At 73.3% G+C, this 16623-nt stretch carries 12 protein-coding genes; 7 read left to right on the plus strand and 5 right to left on the minus strand.

What is annotated here, in order from left to right; all coding sequences use genetic code 11:
* Nucleotides 1–68 precede the first annotated feature (68 nt).
* Entirely contained in the window at nt 69–1076 is a 1008-nt protein-coding gene (locus tag ACIBNE_RS07845) for an aldo/keto reductase (RefSeq protein ID WP_399270570.1), read from the plus strand.
* 40 nt (nt 1077–1116) lie between these two features.
* Here the strand turns inward: ACIBNE_RS07845 and ACIBNE_RS07850 are convergent, their stop codons facing one another.
* The gene (locus ACIBNE_RS07850; RefSeq protein WP_399270571.1) at nt 1117–1386 is read right to left on the minus strand and encodes a DUF2530 domain-containing protein; all 270 of its coding nucleotides are present in this window, start codon (nt 1384–1386) and stop codon (nt 1117–1119) included.
* Nucleotides 1387–1562: 176 nt separating this feature from the next.
* Between ACIBNE_RS07850 and ACIBNE_RS07855 the strand changes: the two genes are divergently transcribed.
* Nucleotides 1563–3017 (plus strand): NCS2 family permease, encoded by a 1455-nt coding sequence (locus ACIBNE_RS07855; RefSeq protein ID WP_399270572.1) that lies wholly within the window; start codon nt 1563–1565, stop codon nt 3015–3017.
* Here ACIBNE_RS07855 and ACIBNE_RS07860 read toward each other — a convergent pair.
* Nucleotides 3010–3198 (minus strand): ribbon-helix-helix protein, CopG family, encoded by a 189-nt coding sequence (locus tag ACIBNE_RS07860; protein WP_399270573.1) that lies wholly within the window; start codon nt 3196–3198, stop codon nt 3010–3012. The two genes, ACIBNE_RS07855 and ACIBNE_RS07860, sit on opposite strands and share 8 nt — an antisense overlap.
* Nucleotides 3199–3505: 307 nt before the next feature.
* On the opposite strand from ACIBNE_RS07860, the gene ACIBNE_RS07865 reads away from it, so the two are divergent.
* Both ACIBNE_RS07865 and ACIBNE_RS07870 read left to right on the plus strand, forming a co-directional pair.
* Complete coding sequence (locus tag ACIBNE_RS07865; protein WP_399271266.1) at nt 3506–3883, plus strand: MarR family winged helix-turn-helix transcriptional regulator; 378 nt, start codon at nt 3506–3508, stop codon at nt 3881–3883.
* 28 nt (nt 3884–3911) lie between these two features.
* Nucleotides 3912–5243: an MFS transporter gene (locus ACIBNE_RS07870; RefSeq protein ID WP_399270574.1), complete on the plus strand. Its 1332-nt coding sequence runs from the start codon at nt 3912–3914 to the stop codon at nt 5241–5243.
* A gap of 60 nt (nt 5244–5303) precedes the next feature.
* Here ACIBNE_RS07870 and ACIBNE_RS07875 read toward each other — a convergent pair whose 3' ends face one another.
* Nucleotides 5304–5891: a Uma2 family endonuclease gene (locus ACIBNE_RS07875; protein WP_399270575.1), complete on the minus strand. Its 588-nt coding sequence runs from the start codon at nt 5889–5891 to the stop codon at nt 5304–5306.
* Between the two features lie 97 nt (nt 5892–5988).
* Between ACIBNE_RS07875 and thpR the strand changes: the two genes are divergently transcribed.
* The 3 genes from thpR to ACIBNE_RS07890 all read left to right on the plus strand — a co-directional run bounded on the left by thpR (nt 5989) and on the right by ACIBNE_RS07890 (nt 12141).
* Nucleotides 5989–6579, plus strand: a complete 591-nt coding sequence (thpR, locus tag ACIBNE_RS07880; protein WP_399270576.1) for an RNA 2',3'-cyclic phosphodiesterase — start codon at nt 5989–5991, stop codon at nt 6577–6579.
* A gap of 287 nt (nt 6580–6866) precedes the next feature.
* Nucleotides 6867–9284, plus strand: a complete 2418-nt coding sequence (locus ACIBNE_RS07885; RefSeq protein WP_399270577.1) for an HAD-IC family P-type ATPase — start codon at nt 6867–6869, stop codon at nt 9282–9284.
* 193 nt (nt 9285–9477) lie between these two features.
* Nucleotides 9478–12141 (plus strand): hypothetical protein, encoded by a 2664-nt coding sequence (locus tag ACIBNE_RS07890; RefSeq protein ID WP_399270578.1) that lies wholly within the window; start codon nt 9478–9480, stop codon nt 12139–12141.
* An 88-nt stretch (nt 12142–12229) separates the two neighbouring features.
* Here the strand turns inward: ACIBNE_RS07890 and ACIBNE_RS07895 are convergent, their stop codons facing one another.
* Together ACIBNE_RS07895 and ACIBNE_RS07900 are read right to left on the minus strand one after the other, a co-directional pair.
* Nucleotides 12230–13234: a hypothetical protein gene (locus ACIBNE_RS07895; protein ID WP_399270579.1), complete on the minus strand. Its 1005-nt coding sequence runs from the start codon at nt 13232–13234 to the stop codon at nt 12230–12232.
* Between the two features lie 158 nt (nt 13235–13392).
* Nucleotides 13393–16599: a molecular chaperone Hsp90 gene (locus tag ACIBNE_RS07900; protein ID WP_399270580.1), complete on the minus strand. Its 3207-nt coding sequence runs from the start codon at nt 16597–16599 to the stop codon at nt 13393–13395.
* Nucleotides 16600–16623 lie beyond the last annotated feature (24 nt).

Raw genomic sequence — 16623 nt, forward strand, 5'->3', positions numbered from 1 at the left:
CGGAGCCCGCACCGCCCCCCGCCCCTTGCCTGGAGTGCCCTCCAACGCCTTGGCTGTACGCCATGGACATGAAGTACACACAGCTCGGTCGCACCGGTCTCAAGGTCAGTCGGCTCGTCCTCGGCACGATGAACTTCGGCCCCCAGACCGACGAGGCCACCAGTCACGCGATCATGGACACCGCGCTCGACGCGGGCGTCAACTTCTTCGACACCGCGAACACCTACGGCGGCGGCCCGAGCACCTCGAAGGGCAGGACCGAGGAGATCCTGGGGTCCTGGTTCGCCAAGGGCGGCGGGCGCCGCGACAAGACGGTGCTGGCGACGAAGGTGTACGGCAACACCAACGACGACAACAGCCCGGCGTGGCCCAACCACGACAAGCTCTCCGCGCTGAACATCCGCCGCTCCGTGGACGCGTCGCTCAAGCGCCTCGGGACGGACCGGATCGACCTCTACCAGTTCCACCACATCGACCGGAACACGCCGGTGGACGAGATCTGGCAGGCGGTCGACGTGCTCGTGCAGCAGGGGAAGGTGCTGTACGTCGGCTCGTCGAACTTCCCCGGCTGGAAGATCGCCCAGGCCAACGAGGCGGCGGCGCGGCGCGGGTCGTACGGGCTGGTCAGCGAGCAGTGCCTGTACAACCTCGCGGAGCGCAGCGCGGAGCTGGAGGTGATCCCGGCGGCCCAGGAGTACGGGCTGGGGGTCATCCCGTGGTCGCCGCTGCACGGCGGGCTGCTGGGCGGGGCGCTGCGCAAGGAGCGCGAGGGCGGCGGCGGCGAGCGCACCAGCGCGGGGCGCGCGGCGCAGGAGCTGGCGAGGCCCGCGGTGCGGGAGCGGGTGCGGGCGTACGAGGACCTGCTGGCCGAGCACGGTCTCGACGCGGGCGAGGTGGCCCTGGCGTGGCTGCTGACCCGGCCCGGGGTGACGGGGCCGATCGTGGGGCCGAGGACGGAGGAGCAGCTGGCGTCCGCGCTGCGGGCGGTGGGGCTGACGCTGTCGGAGGAGTTGCTGGCCTCGCTGGACGAGGTCTTCCCGGGGCCGGGCGCGGCGCCGGAGGCGTTCGCCTGGTAGCCCCGCCCTGAGGGGGCCCGGCGGGGCCCGGAACGCCGCGTTACTCCGGCGCCCCCGCCGGCTCCTGGGACGCCGCCCGCTTGATCGCGGCGTCGCGGCCCCGTACGTACCAGATGCCGATGAGCCCGAGACCCGCCCCCGCGAGGCACGTCCACACCCACCACGTGAGGTCGCGCTCGTCGAACCACCCGTAGAACGGCACCTGCACCAGGAAGAGCGCGAACCAGAGGAGCGTGCCGCCGGTGATGGTCGCGACGACGGGCCCTTCAAGGGGCTCCGGTGCCTCGTGCCTGGGGGTCCACTTCGCCATGCGATCAGTGTAGGCGGCACCCCGACCCGTGCCCCGGGACCGCACGGAACCCAAGCGCCCCTTGGCTCTACGCGCGGAGATAGCGATCTTCCCCTTATATATTCATACTGAAACGGCTCACTTTTGGCTCGTTCGTTTCGTAGAAGCGTACAAAAAGAGAACGTCTGAGGTCCCTGATGACCCCCTCGGCCACCACTCCGGTCGACGCCAAGCAGCCGCCCACTCCCGGCGGTCAGCCGGTCGGCGGCCTCGACCGGTACTTCAAGATCTCCGAGCGGGGCTCGACGGTCGCCCGCGAGGTGCGTGGCGGATTCGCGACCTTCTTCGCGATGGCGTACATCATCGTGCTGAACCCGATCATCCTCGGCAGCGCGAAGGACATGTACGGCCACCAGCTCGACGGGGGCCAGCTGGTGACCGCGACGGTGGTCACCGCCGCGTTCTCCACCCTGCTGATGGGCGTCATCGGCAACGTGCCGATCGCGCTCGCCGCCGGCCTCGGCGTCAACACCGTCGTCGCGCTCCAGCTCGCGCCGAAGATGTCCTGGCCGGACGCGATGGGCATGGTCGCCCTCGCGGGCTTCGTGGTCATGCTGCTGGTCGCGACCGGGCTGCGCGAGCGCGTGATGAACGCGGTGCCCGTCGGCATCCGCAAGGGCATCGCGATCGGCATCGGCCTGTTCATCATGCTGATCGGCCTCGTCGACTCGGGCTTCGTCTCCCGCATCCCGGACGCCGCGCACACCACCGTCCCGCTCCAGCTCGGCTCGGACGGCCACCTCAACGGCTGGCCGGTCTTCGTCTTCGTCGTCGGCGCGCTGCTCACCCTCGCGCTGATCATCCGCAAGGTGCCGGGCGCGATCCTGATCTCCATCGTCGTGATGACGGCCGTCGCGATGGTCATCAACGCCGTCGCGGACATCCCGTCCTGGGGCCTGACCACCCCCGAGTGGCCCGGCAACCCGGTCGCGACCCCCGACTTCGGGCTCGTCGGCGAGGTCTCGCTGTTCGGCGGCTTCGAGAAGGTCGGCGTCCTCACCGGCTGCCTCTTCGTCTTCACCGTCCTGCTGTCCTGCTTCTTCGACGCGATGGGCACCATCCTCGGCGTCGGCGACGAGGCCAAGCTGATCGACAAGGACGGCAACTTCCCGAACATCAACAAGGTGCTCATCGTCGACGGCATCGCGGTCGCCTCCGGCGGCGCCACCTCGTCCTCCGCGACCACCTGCTTCGTGGAGTCCACGGCGGGCGTCGGCGAGGGGGCCAGGACCGGCCTCGCCTCGGTCGTCACCGGCGGGCTCTTCTCCGTCGCGCTGTTCCTCACGCCGCTGGCCACCATGGTGCCCTCGCAGGCGGCGACCCCCGCGCTGCTCGCGGTCGGCTTCCTGATCCTCGCGGGCTCGGTGCGGGACATCGACTGGAGCGACTTCACCATCGCCGTACCGGCGTTCCTCGCGATGGTGATGATGCCCTTCACGTACTCGATCACCAACGGCATCGGCATCGGCTTCGTCGCCTTCAGCGTGCTGCGGCTCGCCGTGGGCCGGGGCCGCGAGGTCCCCGTGGCGATGTACGTCGTGTCGGCGGTCTTCGTCTTCTACTACGCGATGCCGGCGCTCGGCCTCACGTGACCCCGTAGAACTTCTCCGTCTCGTCGACGGCGGTCTTGAACCGCTCGTCGAAGTCATCGCGAATGAGCGTCCGGACGACATAGTCCTGGACGCTCATTCCGCGTTTGGCGGCGTGACTGCGGAGCCGGTCGAGCAGCTCACCGTCTATGCGCAGGCTGAGCACTGTCGATCCCATGTCCATGTGCATCAGGGTCGCCGCAGCGCGCGGAGGCGTGTGTCACTTTCCGGATTCGGCTCACTCATATGGGTGACAGCGGTGCCGACACGGGTTCGAGTCGTGAGATATCCGTTGGTGGTTAGCCTAGGTAATGAGTTACGCTAACTACATGTCCGACCAGACCCGTGACCTCGACTCGGAGGCCACAGAGGCCGCGCGGCCCACAGCGGCCACCGCGGCCGACACCGACGCCGCTGCGGCCGACGCCGCTGCGGCCGCTGCCGCTGCCGCGGCGAACGCCGACGCCGTGAACGCACTCCGCTCCGCGGTCATGCGCCTCTCGCGCAGGCTCAAGCACCAGCGCGTCGACGAGTCGCTGAGCCCCACCGAGATGTCGGTGCTCGGCACCCTCGCCCGCTGCGGCTCCGCCACCCCCGGCGAGCTCGCCCGCAGGGAGCACGTACAGCCGCCGTCGATGACCCGCATCGTGGCGCTGCTCGAAGCCAAGGGCCTGGTCAGGCTGGAGCCGCATCCCGACGACCGTCGCCAGAAGGTCGTCAGCCAGACCGAGCGGGCCGAGGCCATGCTCGAAGAGAGCCGCCGCAAGCGGAACGCCTGGCTGGCCTCCCTCGCCGAGGGCCTCGACGAGGAGGAGTGGGCGAAGCTGCGCGCTGCCGCCCCCGTCCTGGAGAAGCTCGCCCACCTGTAAGTACGCGCGCCGAGGAGGCGAACCCACTTTGAGTACGGGATCCGGAGCAGACTCCGCCCCCGCACCGACTTCCACCACTACGTCCATGTTCAGCTCGCTCAGGAACCGGAACTACCGGCTCTTCGCAAGCGGGCAAGTCGTCTCCAACACCGGCACGTGGATGCAGCGCATCGCCCAGGACTGGCTGGTGCTCTCGCTGACCGGCTCCGCCTCCGCCGTCGGCGTCACCATCGCGCTGCAGTTCCTGCCGATGCTGCTCTTCGGTCTGTACGGCGGCGTGATCGCCGACCGCTGCCGCAAGCGGCCGCTGCTGATCGCCACCCAGTCCGCGATGGGCGTCACGGGCCTGGCGCTGGCCGTACTGACGCTCTCCGGGAACGTCGAGGTCTGGCACGTCTACGCCACGGCCTTCGTCGGCGGACTCGTCACGGTCGTCGACAACCCGGCCAGGCAGTCCTTCGTGGTCGAGATGGTCGGCCCCGACGACCTGCGCAACGCCGTCTCGCTCAACTCCGCGAACTTCCAGTCGGCGCGGCTGATCGGCCCGGCCGTGGCCGGTGCCATGATCACCGCGTTCGGCAGCGGCTACGCGTTCCTCTTCAACGGCCTGTCCTTCGTCGCGCCCGTCGCCGGACTGCTGCTGATGCGCACCGCCGAACTGCACAAGGTCGAGCGCGCGCCGCGCGGCAAGGGCCAGCTGAGGGAAGGGCTGCGGTACGTCGCCGGGCGCCCCGAGCTGATCTGGCCGATCGTCCTCGTGGGCTTCATCGGCACCTTCGGCTTCAACTTCCCCATCTGGCTCTCGGCGTTCGTGGACGACGTCTTCGAGGGCGGCCCGGGGATGTACGGCTGGCTCAACACCCTGATGGCGGCAGGCTCCCTGGCGGGCGCCCTGCTCGCCGCCCGGCGCGGCACGTCCCGGCTGCGCCTGCTGGTCGGCGCGGCGCTCGCGTTCGGCGTCCTGGAGGTCGTGGCGTCCTTCGCCCCGACGTTCTGGATCTTCGCGATGCTGCTGGTCCCGATCGGGATGTTCGGCCTGACGGTGAACGTCACCGCGAACTCCTCGGTCCAGCTGGCGACGGATCCCGCGATGCGGGGGCGGGTGATGAGCCTGTTCATGATGGTCTTCACCGGCGGTACGCCGCTGGGCGCGCCGCTGCTGGGCTGGATCACCGACACGTACGGCCCGCGCGTCGGCTTCGCGGCGGGCGGCGCGTTCTCGGCGCTGGCGGCGGTCGGGGTGGGCGTGGTGCTCGCCCGGGTCGGCGGCCTGCGCATGAAGCTCGACCTGCGCCCGGGTCGGCAGCACGTGCGCTTCGTGCCCCGCGAGGAGCGCGGCGAGCTGGCGGCGGCGGCTTGAGGGTGCGGGGCGGGGTACGGGGCCTTGAGGCCCCGTACCCCGCCCCCGATCGGGACCCGGTCAGTCGCGGGGGAACTCGTCGGTCTTGAGCTCCTTGAGGTCGAGCCCGGTGGCGCTCAGGTCGACGTCGTCGCCGAAGTCGAGGGTCAGGACCGAGCGGTACTCCTTGCCCTTCGGCATGGTGTGCAGGTGCCACTCGGCCGTGTAAGGGTCGACGATCAGGTAGACCGGGACGCCCGCGGTCGCGTACGTGGCGAGCTTGGAGCCGTCGTCGTTGGCGGCTGTGCTCCTGGAGATCACCTCGGCGACGAAGAGGACGTCCTGGCAGCGCCAGCGCCCCTTCTCGTTCCGCTCGGCGCCCTCCGCGACCAGGGTCACGTCGCTGGCGAAGCCGTTGAGGTGTCCCGGGTAGTCGATACGCACGTCGGACTTGATCCGCTTCCGCGGGTACTTCGCGCGCAACTGCTCAATGACGTTGAGCGCGATGTCCCAGTGCGTGTCCCGTTGCGGCGACATGTAGACGACCCCCTCGACGATCTCGACCTTGAATCCCTCGGGGGTGGGCTCAAGCCACTCGAACATCATGTCCAGAGTCTGCTCGGCGCTGGTGTCGGCCATCTCGATCCTGTCGGTCCCTACGACGGTCATCGTGCCGCTCCTCCCCGCTGCCGCGTGGGCGCGGGCAGCCGCGTAGTACAACGATACGCACGGTGTGCCGGGTGCGGCGGGTGCCAGAATCTGCGGCATGCGACTCTTCGCCGCCGTGCTGCCGCCCGCGTCCGTCGTCGCCGAGCTGGGGGCGGCCGTCGACCGGCTGCACGCGCTGCCGGAGGCCGGGTCCCTGCGGTGGACCGGGCGGGCCGGTTGGCACTTCACGCTGGCCTTCATGGGCGAGGTGGACGACGTGCTCCTGCCCGAGCTGCGCGAACGCCTCGCGCGGGCCGCGCGGCGCACCGAGCCCTTCGCGCTGCGGGTGCACGGCGGCGGGCGGTTCGGGCAGCGGGCCCTGTGGGCGGGGGCCGCGGGCGGGCTCGACGCGCTGCGGATGCTCGCGGAGCGGACGGACGCGGCGGCCCGGCGGGCGGGCGTGCCGATGGACGAGCACCGGAGGTTCGCGCCCCACCTCACCCTGGGCCGCACCCGGCGCGCGGCCGAGCCCGGCCCCGACACGGTCGACCTCCGGCCGTACGTCGCCGCGCTCGACGCCTTCGAGGGGACGCCCTGGGAGGTCTCCGAGCTGTCCCTGGTGCGGAGCAACCTGCCGGTGGGCGGAGTGCGGGGGGAAGGGCCGCGGTACGAGACCGTGGGGGCGTGGACCCTCGGGGCGGGCGGGTGATCGTCACGGGGAGCGGTTAACCTCGACGGCGTGGACCCGAAGACCAGGAACCGGATCATGGCCGGTGCGCTCGTAGTGATGTTCGCGATCGTTGCCCTCGCGGCGGCGTTCGGCGGCTAGGCCCCCGCGGGGTTCCCCGCGCCCCTGACGGGGCGGATCCGCAAGGGGCGAAAGTCCCTGGGCGGCGGGCCCTACGTACAGCCACGGGACCATTCGCCTCGTACCGAGGTCTGATCTTCGCCCCTTTCGAGGGGTGAAGCTCCCCTTCCGCGCTTACCGTCGAATGCATGACGCAGCGGGCAAACATCGACGCGGGGGCGGAACTGGATCCCGTCCACCCCGTGAAGCCACCCACCCCGGCGGCCCGTGCGGCCGGGCTGACCACCGCCGAGGTGGCCGAGCGGGTCGCCCGCGGCGAGGTCAACGACGTCCCCGTACGCTCCAGCCGCTCCACCGCGGACATCGTCCGCGCGAACGTCTTCACCCGCTTCAACGCCATCATCGGCGTCCTCTGGGTGATCATGCTCTTCGTCGCCCCGATCCAGGACAGCCTCTTCGGCTTCGTGATCATCGCGAACACCGGCATCGGCATCATCCAGGAGCTGCGCGCCAAGAAGACCCTGGACGGCCTCGCGGTCATCGGCGAGGCCAAGCCCACCGTCCGCCGCGACGGCACCGCCGCCGAGATCTCCACGTCCGAGATCGTCCTCGGCGACCTCGTGGAGCTCGGCCCCGGCGACAAGGTCGTCGTGGACGGCGAGGTCGTCGAGGCCGACGGCCTCGAAATCGACGAGTCGCTGCTCACCGGCGAGGCCGACCCGGTCCTCAAGAAGCCCGGTGACGTCGTCATGTCCGGCAGCTTCGTCGTCGCGGGCGGCGGCGCCTTCACCGCCACCAAGGTCGGCCGCGAGGCGTACGCCGCGCAGCTCGCCGAAGAGGCATCCCGCTTCACGCTCGTCCACTCCGAGCTGCGCTCCGGCATCTCCACCATCCTCAAGTACGTGACCTGGATGATGGTCCCGACGGCCACCGGCCTGATCATCAGCCAGCTCGTCGTCAAGGACAACGACTTCAAGGGCTCCATCGCCCGCACCGTCGGCGGCATCGTCCCGATGATCCCCGAGGGCCTGGTCCTGCTGACCTCCGTGGCCTTCGCGATCGGCGTGATCAGGCTGGGCCGCAAGCAGTGCCTCGTGCAGGAGCTGCCCGCGATCGAGGGCCTGGCGCGCGTCGACACCGTCTGCCTCGACAAGACCGGCACCCTCACCGAGGGCGGCATGGACGTCACCGAGCTGCGGACGCTGAACGGCGCGGACGAGGCGTACGTACGCAAGGTGCTCGGCGCGCTCGGCGAGTCCGACCCGCGCCCCAACGCCTCGCTCCAGGCGATCATCGACGCGTACCCGGACCGCGAGGACTGGCGCTGCACGGAGTCGCTGCCGTTCTCCTCCGCGCGCAAGTACAGCGGCGCGTCCTTCAGCGAGGGCGACGGCGAGAACTCCACCTGGCTGCTGGGCGCGCCCGACGTGCTCCTCGCCGCCGGCGACCCGGCGCTCGCCGAGATCGACGCGCTCAACGAGCAGGGCCTGCGCGTGCTGCTGCTGGCCCGCGCGGCGGGCGAGCTGGACGCCCCCGGCGTCGCGGAGGGCGCCACGCCCACCGCGCTGGTCGTCCTCGAACAGCGGCTGCGCCCCGACGCGGCGGACACCCTCGCGTACTTCGCCGCGCAGAACGTCCAGGCCAAGGTCATCTCCGGCGACAACGCGGTCTCGGTCGGCGCGGTCGCCGCCAAGCTCGGGCTGCCGGGCGCGGAGAACACCGTGGACGCGCGGACCCTGCCCACCGACAAGGAGGAGCTGGCGAAGGTCCTCGACGAGAACGCGGTCTTCGGCCGCGTCACCCCGCAGCAGAAGCGCGACATGGTCGCGGCGCTCCAGTCGCGCGGCCACACCGTCGCGATGACCGGCGACGGCGTCAACGACGTCCTCGCGCTCAAGGACGCGGACATCGGCGTCTCGATGGGCTCGGGCTCGGAGGCGACCCGGGCGGTCGCCCAGATCGTGCTGCTCAACAACAGCTTCTCCACGCTCCCCTCGGTCGTCGCCGAAGGCCGCCGCGTCATCGGCAACATCACCCGGGTCGCCACCCTCTTCCTCACGAAGACGGTGTACTCGGTCCTGCTCGCGATCCTGGTGGTGTGCAGCCAGGTCGACTACCCGTTCCTCCCCCGCCACCTCACGCTGCTCTCCACGCTGACGATCGGCGTCCCGGCGTTCTTCCTGGCGCTGGCGCCGAACAAGGAGCGCGCGAAGCCGCACTTCGTGAAGCGGGTGATGCGGTACGCGATCCCGAGCGGCGTCATCGCGGCGACCGCCACCTTCGCGACGTACCTGCTGGCCCGCCACCACTACACGGGCGAGGACGCCCTGGCGGCCGAGACGAGCGCGGCGACGCTCACGCTGTTCCTGGTCTCGATGTGGGTCCTGGCGATCATCGCCCGCCCGTACACCTGGTGGCGGATCGGCCTCGTCGCGGCGATGGGCCTGGGCTTCCTGCTGGTGCTGGTGGTCCCCTGGCTCCAGGAGTTCTTCGCCCTGAAGCTGGTCGGCACGACGATGCCGTGGACGGCGGTCGCCATCGCGGTGGCGGGCGCGGGGCTGCTGGAGCTGGCGTGGAGGTGGGTGGAGCGCCGCTTCCCGGACTAGCGTCCGGCGGACGCGGAAGGGGCCGGTGCACGGACGGAAACGTCCACGCACCGGCCCCTCCGGCGTTCGTCGGGTCCCCCACGGCGGGCCCCGGGCAGAGGCCCGCGCGGGCCTCCCGCTTACCCTGGCGCCACTGGTCTTGTGCACGCCCGGGGCGCGGGAGACGCCGGGGCGGCAAAAAGGGGTGGGAGACGTGGAGTTGTCCGAATTCAGCCGTGCCCGGAAGCCGGTACGGAGACCGGGGGCGCGCGCCCTCGGCCTGCGCACCGCACTCGCCCTCGCGCTGGCGGGCGGCGCGCTCGCCGCGCCCGGCACCGCGCTCGCCGCCGACGGACGGGATCCGGCCGCTCCCCCGCGTACGACGTCCCCCGCGCCCGCGGGCGCCCCCGGGCCCGTCCGGCTCGCCAACGGCGACCTGCTCGACCTGCCCGCGAGCGGCGGGCGCGGGGACGCGCTGCGCGTCACCGGCGAGGACGGCGGGCAGCCCGGCCGTTACGCCTTCGCGCGGCTCGGCGACCAGGTCGACGTCCGGCCCGTCGCGGGGAAGCGGCCGCTGGCCTCCACCCGGCTGACGAAGCCCGCGGGACGCCCCGCGAGGCTCTCGGCCGCCGCGCCATCCGCGCCCCTGGCCGCCGCCGCGGGCGCGTACAGGGTGGACCTGCGCCTCACCGGCGCCGAGAACTACCACAACCCCCTCATCCACGTCTGGAACCGCAGGACGTGGACGTACTTCGACGTCGCGGAGGAGCAGTGGTACTCGCGCGGCACCGTCACGCTGCCGCCGGGCGACTACGTCGCGGTTGGCCTCTTCAGCAACTGGCAGCGCCCCGATCTCCTCCTCACCAAGGCCTTCACCGTCAAGGACCGCGCCCTGTCCGTCCCGCTGGACGCGAAGGCCGCCAAGGAGACCGGGATCGTCACGGACGACCCGGGCGCGCGCCGCTCCACCTCCGCCGTCTGGATCCGCACCCCCAGGGGCTCCATCGCCGGGTTCGCGGGCGGCTGGGGCAACAAGGTGTACGTCACGCCCTTCGCGGTCCCCGGCGCCTCGCTGCGCGTCCACGACGTCCTGCTGAAGAGCGGGGCGACGGCGCACACCCCGAGCCCGTACCGCTACGACCTCTACCACTCCTTCAACGGCACCGTCCCCGCGTCGCCCGTCGCCAAGGTCGTCACCGCGAACCTCGCCAAGACGCTGACCACGGTCCGCGCGCAGGGCGCCGACACCACGGGCCACCTGGCCAGCGCGCCCGTCACCGGCGAGGACGCCGTCCTGTCGCCGACGCCCCTGCGGGTGCCCGGCACCGTCACCGAGTACGTGACGCCCGGACAGCCCTTCCACCGCTCGGTGTCGTACGGCAACGGGCGCTTCGACGCCGACGTGCGCACGCTCCCCAGGGGCACGAGCCCCGGCGAGACCTTCGGCGCGGCCCCGCTGGAGGTGCGGCCCCACCCGCTGTCCGGCGCGTACCGCGGCCGCGCCGAGCTCGCGGTGTACGAGCCGACGACGTTCAGCGACGGCGCGGGCCACCTCGGCACCGACAGCGACGCGCGGTACGCCTTCAGGCTCGCCTCGGGCGGCGTGACCCTCGCCGAGGGCAAGGAGCTGAGGAAGACGGCCTTCTGGACCGCCAAGGGCGTGCCGCTGCCGCGCGCCCGCTACGAGCTGACGCACACCGTCGAGCGGCACGCGGGCCACGCCCGCCTGTCGTCCCGGCAGACCACCGAGTGGGGCTTCGACTCCGACGGGTACCAGCCGGCCCGCGCCTCCGTGACGCTCCCGCTGGTCGACGTCCGGCTGGCCGTCGACGGCCTGGACGTCCGCAACACCTCGGGCACGGCGCCCGTCACCGTACGGGCGCTCGCGGTGTCCCGCGACGCGGCGGCGGACGAGACCCTGACGGGCCTGGAGTACTCGACCGACGACGGCGCGACGTGGACGGCGCTGCCGCTGCCCGACGCCTCCGGCGATCCCTCCGCCGATCCCTCCGCCGATCCCTCCGGCGCCCTCGACCGGGCGTCGGTCGCGCTGGACGTCCCGCAGGACGCGCGGTTCGTGTCGCTGCGCGCGAGCGCGAAGGACGCCGCGGGCTCGACCGTGCGGCGCACCCTGATGCGCGCCTTCGCGGGCCCCGCCGCGCGGACCGTCACCGACGAGGCGACCGGCGGTACGAAGGTCTCGAAGGCGGTCGTCAACGGCGGCAAGCCGGTCGTCCCGCAGGCGTACGACCTCTCCGAGTACCCCGTGACGTTCACGGTGACCGACCCGGCGGGCGTCGCGGACGCCTACGCGTACCTCTACAAGGGCGCGTACGCCCGCCCGAGCGCCGTCCTGGACGTGTGGCGGCCGACGTGCGCGAAGGCGGCGGGCGCGGGCGCGGCCCCGGGGACGTACACCTGCACGACCGTCCTCACCCTCGACGTGCTGAAGTCCCTGGGCCGCAACGACCTGGCCGGGGAGTGGAAGGTCGCGGTGGGCGCGCGCTCGCTCGACGGGCGGGGCCGCGCGGTGGCGAGCGCGGCGGGCACCGCGCGGATCCTGCGCGCGACGCGGCTGACGGTGTCCGCGCCCGCGACGGCCGTGCGGAACAGGGCGTTCACCGTCACCGGCCGGGCGACCGTCCTGGACTGGGCGACGGGCACGTTCCGCGCGAACGCGGCGCAGGCCGTGAAGCTGGAGGTCCGCGCGCGGGGCACGCAACGGTTCTCCACGTCGACCACGGCGAAGTCCGCGGCGACGGGCGCGCTGAAGGCGACGCCGAAGGCGGTGTACGACGGCCACTGGCGCTGGCTGCTGGCGCGCACGGCCGGAGCGGACGCGGCGGTCTCCCCGCTGTCCTTCGTGGACGTGCGCTGACGCGGACGGCACCGCGGCACGACGGCTGAGGCCGGTGCCCGGACGGGGAAACCCCGCCCGGACACCGGCCTCTCGCTTGGGCCGCGCGTCAGCGGGCCACGGGGGCGGTCGCCCTGCTCAGGGCCTTGCCCGTGAGGTGGCCCGTGCGGGCGGCGGCGACCTGGACGGTGATCTTCAGACCGCGCTGGGCGGCCTTGAGGGCCAGCGTGGAGCCGGTCGCCCCCGCGATGGCCCGCCCGTTCGCGTACCACTGGTAGGTGTACGCGGTCGGCGCGGGCGACCAGGTGCCGCGCACGACGGAGAGCGTGCGGCCCACCTTGGCGGTGCCCGAGATCGCGGGCGCCTTGACGGCCTTCGGGGCGGCGCCCGCCGCGACCGTCGCGGCGGCGGTGGTCGCGGTCCCGTCGGCGAGACCGGCGCGGCGCGCGGTGACGGTCACCGAGAGCGCCTTGCCGCGCAGGGCGGCCGGGACGGTGTAGGTGGCGGCGGTGGCCCCGGGGACCGGCACGCCGCCCGCGCGCCACTGGTAGGCGTACGAGTCGGGGACCTGTGACCAGCTCCCTGCCGAAACGGACACCTTGGCGCCGACCCGGGCGGTGCCGGTGAGCGTGGGCGGGGCGGTGTTCCGCAGGCGCCTGGCCGGGGTGACCTCGAAGCTGTCCACGAAGTAGTTGTAGCGGTTGTGGGCGTAGACGCTCAGCGACCAGCTGCCCGGGGCCACCCCCGTGAGGTCGAGGACGGCCGTCAGGGTCTTCCTGTCCGGCGAGACGGAGACGGTGGTCCCCTTCTCGACCGTCCTGCCGAACTCGATGAGCTGGACGTAGTCCTCCTGTCGAAGCGCGGCGCCCGTCACCTTGACGGTCACCTTGCGGCCCGTCTCCCCGGTCATGGGGCTCACGTCGGTCACCTTCGGCTCGTCGGGGTCCCCGAAGGACGCGACCGGCATGGGCGCGCGCTCGACGGACCGGCCCCCCACCGGTGCCGCCGCCGCCCTCTCCGTCGGCAGCAGCACTGTCAGCAGGACCGACAGCGCGAGCAGGAGCGATGTGGCGTACGCCGCGGGTCTCGCGGTCGTATACAAACGTTCGGACAAGATCCAGCCCCCCAGAGCATGTACAGCGCACGGATAACGTGCGCCGCAGAATCATGGCACGGGGGTCGGACAGCTCCCACGGATTTGCGCCAAGGCGCGGGCCGGCGAGGGTTACGCAGGGTGCCGGCCGCCCCAGTGGTGCGCCGGGGCGCCGCCCGTCAGTCGAACCACCTGTCGCGCTCCAACTCACCCGTGCGCGAAGGGTCTTCGAGCAGCGCCGCGACCTCGAAGCGGCGCGGCCACTGGTCCGTGGCCCAGGCCAGGGCCGCCGCGACGCCCTCGACCGTGGCGGCGTGCAGCGTGCCGTCCGGGGTGCGGCGCCAGGTCAGCTCGGCGCCGCCCGCGATCAGCTCCTCGTGCTCGACGTACGTCTCCGGGGTCGCGTCGCCCAGCAGCACGCGCACGGCGTACGGGACTTCGTGCTCCTCGCCCTCCGTCGTCACGGGCGCGCGGACCGCCGTCGACAGGCGGCCCACCTGAAGCAGGTCCGCGAGGTCGGCCGCGCCCGCCGGGGCCACCGGCAGCAGCGGGCGGCCCGCCGCCAGCGGCAGCAGGTCGGGGGCGTCCGCCACCACCGCGTCCGCCGCGTCCACCACGCGCACCTCGCCGTCCACGACCGCGCGCAGCTCGTCGGGGAGCGTCACCTGCTCCGGGTCGAGCGTCGACAACGCCGTGTAGAGGGCGTGGAGTTGGGCCGCGTCCACCTCACGCTCGTCGTCCGCGAGACGGGCCAGCAGCTCGGCCGCGCCGCCCGGCTCCGCGAGGAGCGCCGACAGGGAGGTGCGGACGCCGAGCGCCGAGAGCACCTGCGCGTCGTCGAAGCCCGTCGCGTCCACCGGGTCGTAGAGCCCCGCCAGCAGCGGATCGCCGCTCGCGCTGCGCAGGCCGGCCGGGCGGCGGCCGTCCAGGACGGGGTGGCCGCGCAGCCACCACGCCGTGTACGGGCGCACGGACTGGGTGGTGCCGTCCGGGAGCAGCACCCGCACCGGCTGCGTCAGCGCGTCGCGCAGCGGCGGCTCGGAGAGCAGCGCCAGCGCCTCGGGCCACGCGTCGTCGTCGACGAGGTCCAGGTCGCGCACGGCGACCAGCTCGGTGGCGACCGGCGGCACCGGCCCGTCGGGCAGCCGGTCCAGCACGTCCTCGCACCACACGTCGACCGCGTCCAGCAGCCCCGCGTCGTCCGGCTCGGCGAAGTCCCCGTCGCGCGGGTCGAGTTCGTCCGGGTCCAGGACGACGTCCGTGGCCCGCACCAGCGCGAAACCGGCCAGCACGCCGCACGCGGTGAGCGGCTGCTCACCCCAGCGCTCCGCCAACTCCTCGTCGCACAGGGCGAGTTCGTCGGCGCGCATGATGCGCGCGAAGGGACTGCCGGGGAGCACCAGCTCGCCCGCGGGGGCGAGTTCGCCGTCCTCGTCGGGCAGGGCGAGCGCCCCGAGCCACGGCTCGTCGCCGGGGGCGAGGTCGGCGGCCCGTACGAGCGCCAGGACGGCCTCCGCCAGCTCCTCCGCGTCGAGCCCGTCCGCGTCGGGCGCCCACGCCTCGTCGTCCAGCGACGCGGCGACGGCCGCCCGCACCTGGGGCGTCGTCAGCACCGCGCGCGGCGTCGCGGGCAGCGCGCCCAGCTTCTCCAGGAGCGGGTGCGCCGCGTCCGCGTGGGCGACCTTCAGGCCCAGGCGGGCGAGGTCCGCGGGGGTGTCGGGGAGCGGCAGCAGGATCTGCCGGGGCCCGATGACCGTACGGCCGTCGGCGAGCGGCACCGGCAGGCCGGTCAGCCGGTCCGGATCGACGCCCGCGAGGCTGTCGTAGAGGCGGTGCCACCAGGCGGGGTCCCGCTCGGCCCCGGCGAGCCGGTCGACGGCCTCGGTGAGCGGTACGCGGCCCACGCCCAGGGTGCGCAGCTCCACGCGGCGCTCAAGACCGGCCGGCACGAGGGTGGGCAGCACTTCGGCGAGCACGCCGACGGTCCCGGCGCCCGCCCCCTCCACGACCTCCGCCTCGAACGGCCGCAGCGCGGTCAGCTCCTCACCGGGCACCGCGGGCGCGAGGAACGCCACGCGCGGCAGCCGCTGGAGGACGGCGGCGCGCAGCGCCCCGTCCAGCTCGCCCTTGCCGAGCGGCCCCGGGACCAGGTCGAGGGTGCCGGTGGAGACGGGCCGCCAGGCGCCGAGCAGTTCGGCGTACGCGTCGGCCGCGCGCTCCACGAGGAAGTCGGTGAGCGGTCCCGGCGCGGGGTGGCGCCGGGTCGTGTCCAGCGGGAACGAGGCGATGAGCAGGGCCGGGACGCCGAGCGGTTCGTCGGTGGGGGTGGGCGCGTGCACGACGGGGGCGGTGCGGGGTGCGGTGGGCGCGCCCTGCTCGTCCACGGGCACGGCCCAGGTCACGGACCAGTACGGCCGCAGCCGCTCCTCGACCGGGCGGTCGGCCAGGAGGGCGGGGTCGAGGGGGCCGTGGTGGCTGACGGTGCGCCAGCGGCGGGTGGTGCCCGCGCCGGGGACGGGAGCCGGGAGCGTGCCCGTGTCGTGGACGTGGACGTACGCGTCCGGGGTCGTGCGGCGCAGCTCGCGTACGCCCTCCGGAGTCTCGACCACCAGCTCCGCGAGGCCCGGCAGGGTCAGCAGCAGCGCGTCGTCGACGTCCGCGAGGAGCCGCTCGGCGAGGGCCTCGGCCGCGGCGTCGCGCAGCGGCAGCACCACGACGGTGTCGTACCCGTCGGGCGCGGTGCCCTCGGCGGGCAGCGGGAGGCGCAGCAGCGGTACGTGGCCGTCGCGGCGCCGCAGCTCGTCGCCGAGGCCGGGGCTGGCCTGCGCGGCCTGGTGGGCGAGGTCGCGGGCCTCCGCGAGGGACCAGCGGACGCCGCCGTGGCGGCCGAGGACGGCGGGTTCGTCGCTGACGGCGAGGACGGCGGCGAAGCCTACGCCGAAGCGACCGACCGCCCCTACGGGGGCGGGGGCGGGGGTGCCGTCGGGGGCTTGGGCTTGGCCGGGGGTCCCGGGGGCGGGGGTGCCGTCGGGGGCGGGGGCCTCGCGTTTCGCCGAGGCTCGGAGCGTGGACAGGGACTCGACTCCGGTCGCGTCCAGCGGGGCGCCCGTGTTGGCCGCCGCGAGGAGGGCGGGGTGGTCGGGGCCCGCCGGGTGCAGGGTGAGCCGGAGGCGGCCGGGGACGCCCGCGCGGGCGGCGGCGTCGGCGGCGTTCTGGGCGAGCTCGACGACGAGGCGGTCGCGGTAGCCGCCGAGGACGAGGTCCTCCTCGGAGTTGGCGTCCTCCCTGAAGCGGGCGGGGCTCGCGCCCCAGGAGTCGAGGACGCCGCGTCGCAGCCGCGCCGTACCGAAGGGGTCGGCGCCCCCTTCGACAGCTGTCGCCCTCATGCTCACCCTGTGCCTCCGCTCCTC

The sequence above is a fragment of the Streptomyces sp. NPDC050504 genome, from assembly GCF_044458065.1.
In the GTDB taxonomy this organism is placed as follows: Bacteria; Actinomycetota; Actinomycetes; order Streptomycetales; family Streptomycetaceae; genus Streptomyces.

Coding starts and splice junctions, on each gene's coding strand:
- ACIBNE_RS07845 (WP_399270570.1), top strand. CDS start 69: ATGAAGTACACACAGCTCGGTCGCACCGGTCTCAAGGTCAGTCGGCTC.
- ACIBNE_RS07850 (WP_399270571.1), bottom strand. CDS start 1,386: ATGGCGAAGTGGACCCCCAGGCACGAGGCACCGGAGCCCCTTGAAGGG.
- ACIBNE_RS07855 (WP_399270572.1), top strand. CDS start 1,563: ATGACCCCCTCGGCCACCACTCCGGTCGACGCCAAGCAGCCGCCCACT.
- ACIBNE_RS07860 (WP_399270573.1), bottom strand. CDS start 3,198: ATGGACATGGGATCGACAGTGCTCAGCCTGCGCATAGACGGTGAGCTG.
- ACIBNE_RS07865 (WP_399271266.1), top strand. CDS start 3,506: ATGCGCCTCTCGCGCAGGCTCAAGCACCAGCGCGTCGACGAGTCGCTG.
- ACIBNE_RS07875 (WP_399270575.1), bottom strand. CDS start 5,891: ATGACCGTCGTAGGGACCGACAGGATCGAGATGGCCGACACCAGCGCC.
- thpR (WP_399270576.1), top strand. CDS start 5,989: ATGCGACTCTTCGCCGCCGTGCTGCCGCCCGCGTCCGTCGTCGCCGAG.
- ACIBNE_RS07885 (WP_399270577.1), top strand. CDS start 6,867: ATGACGCAGCGGGCAAACATCGACGCGGGGGCGGAACTGGATCCCGTC.
- ACIBNE_RS07900 (WP_399270580.1), bottom strand. CDS start 16,599: ATGAGGGCGACAGCTGTCGAAGGGGGCGCCGACCCCTTCGGTACGGCG.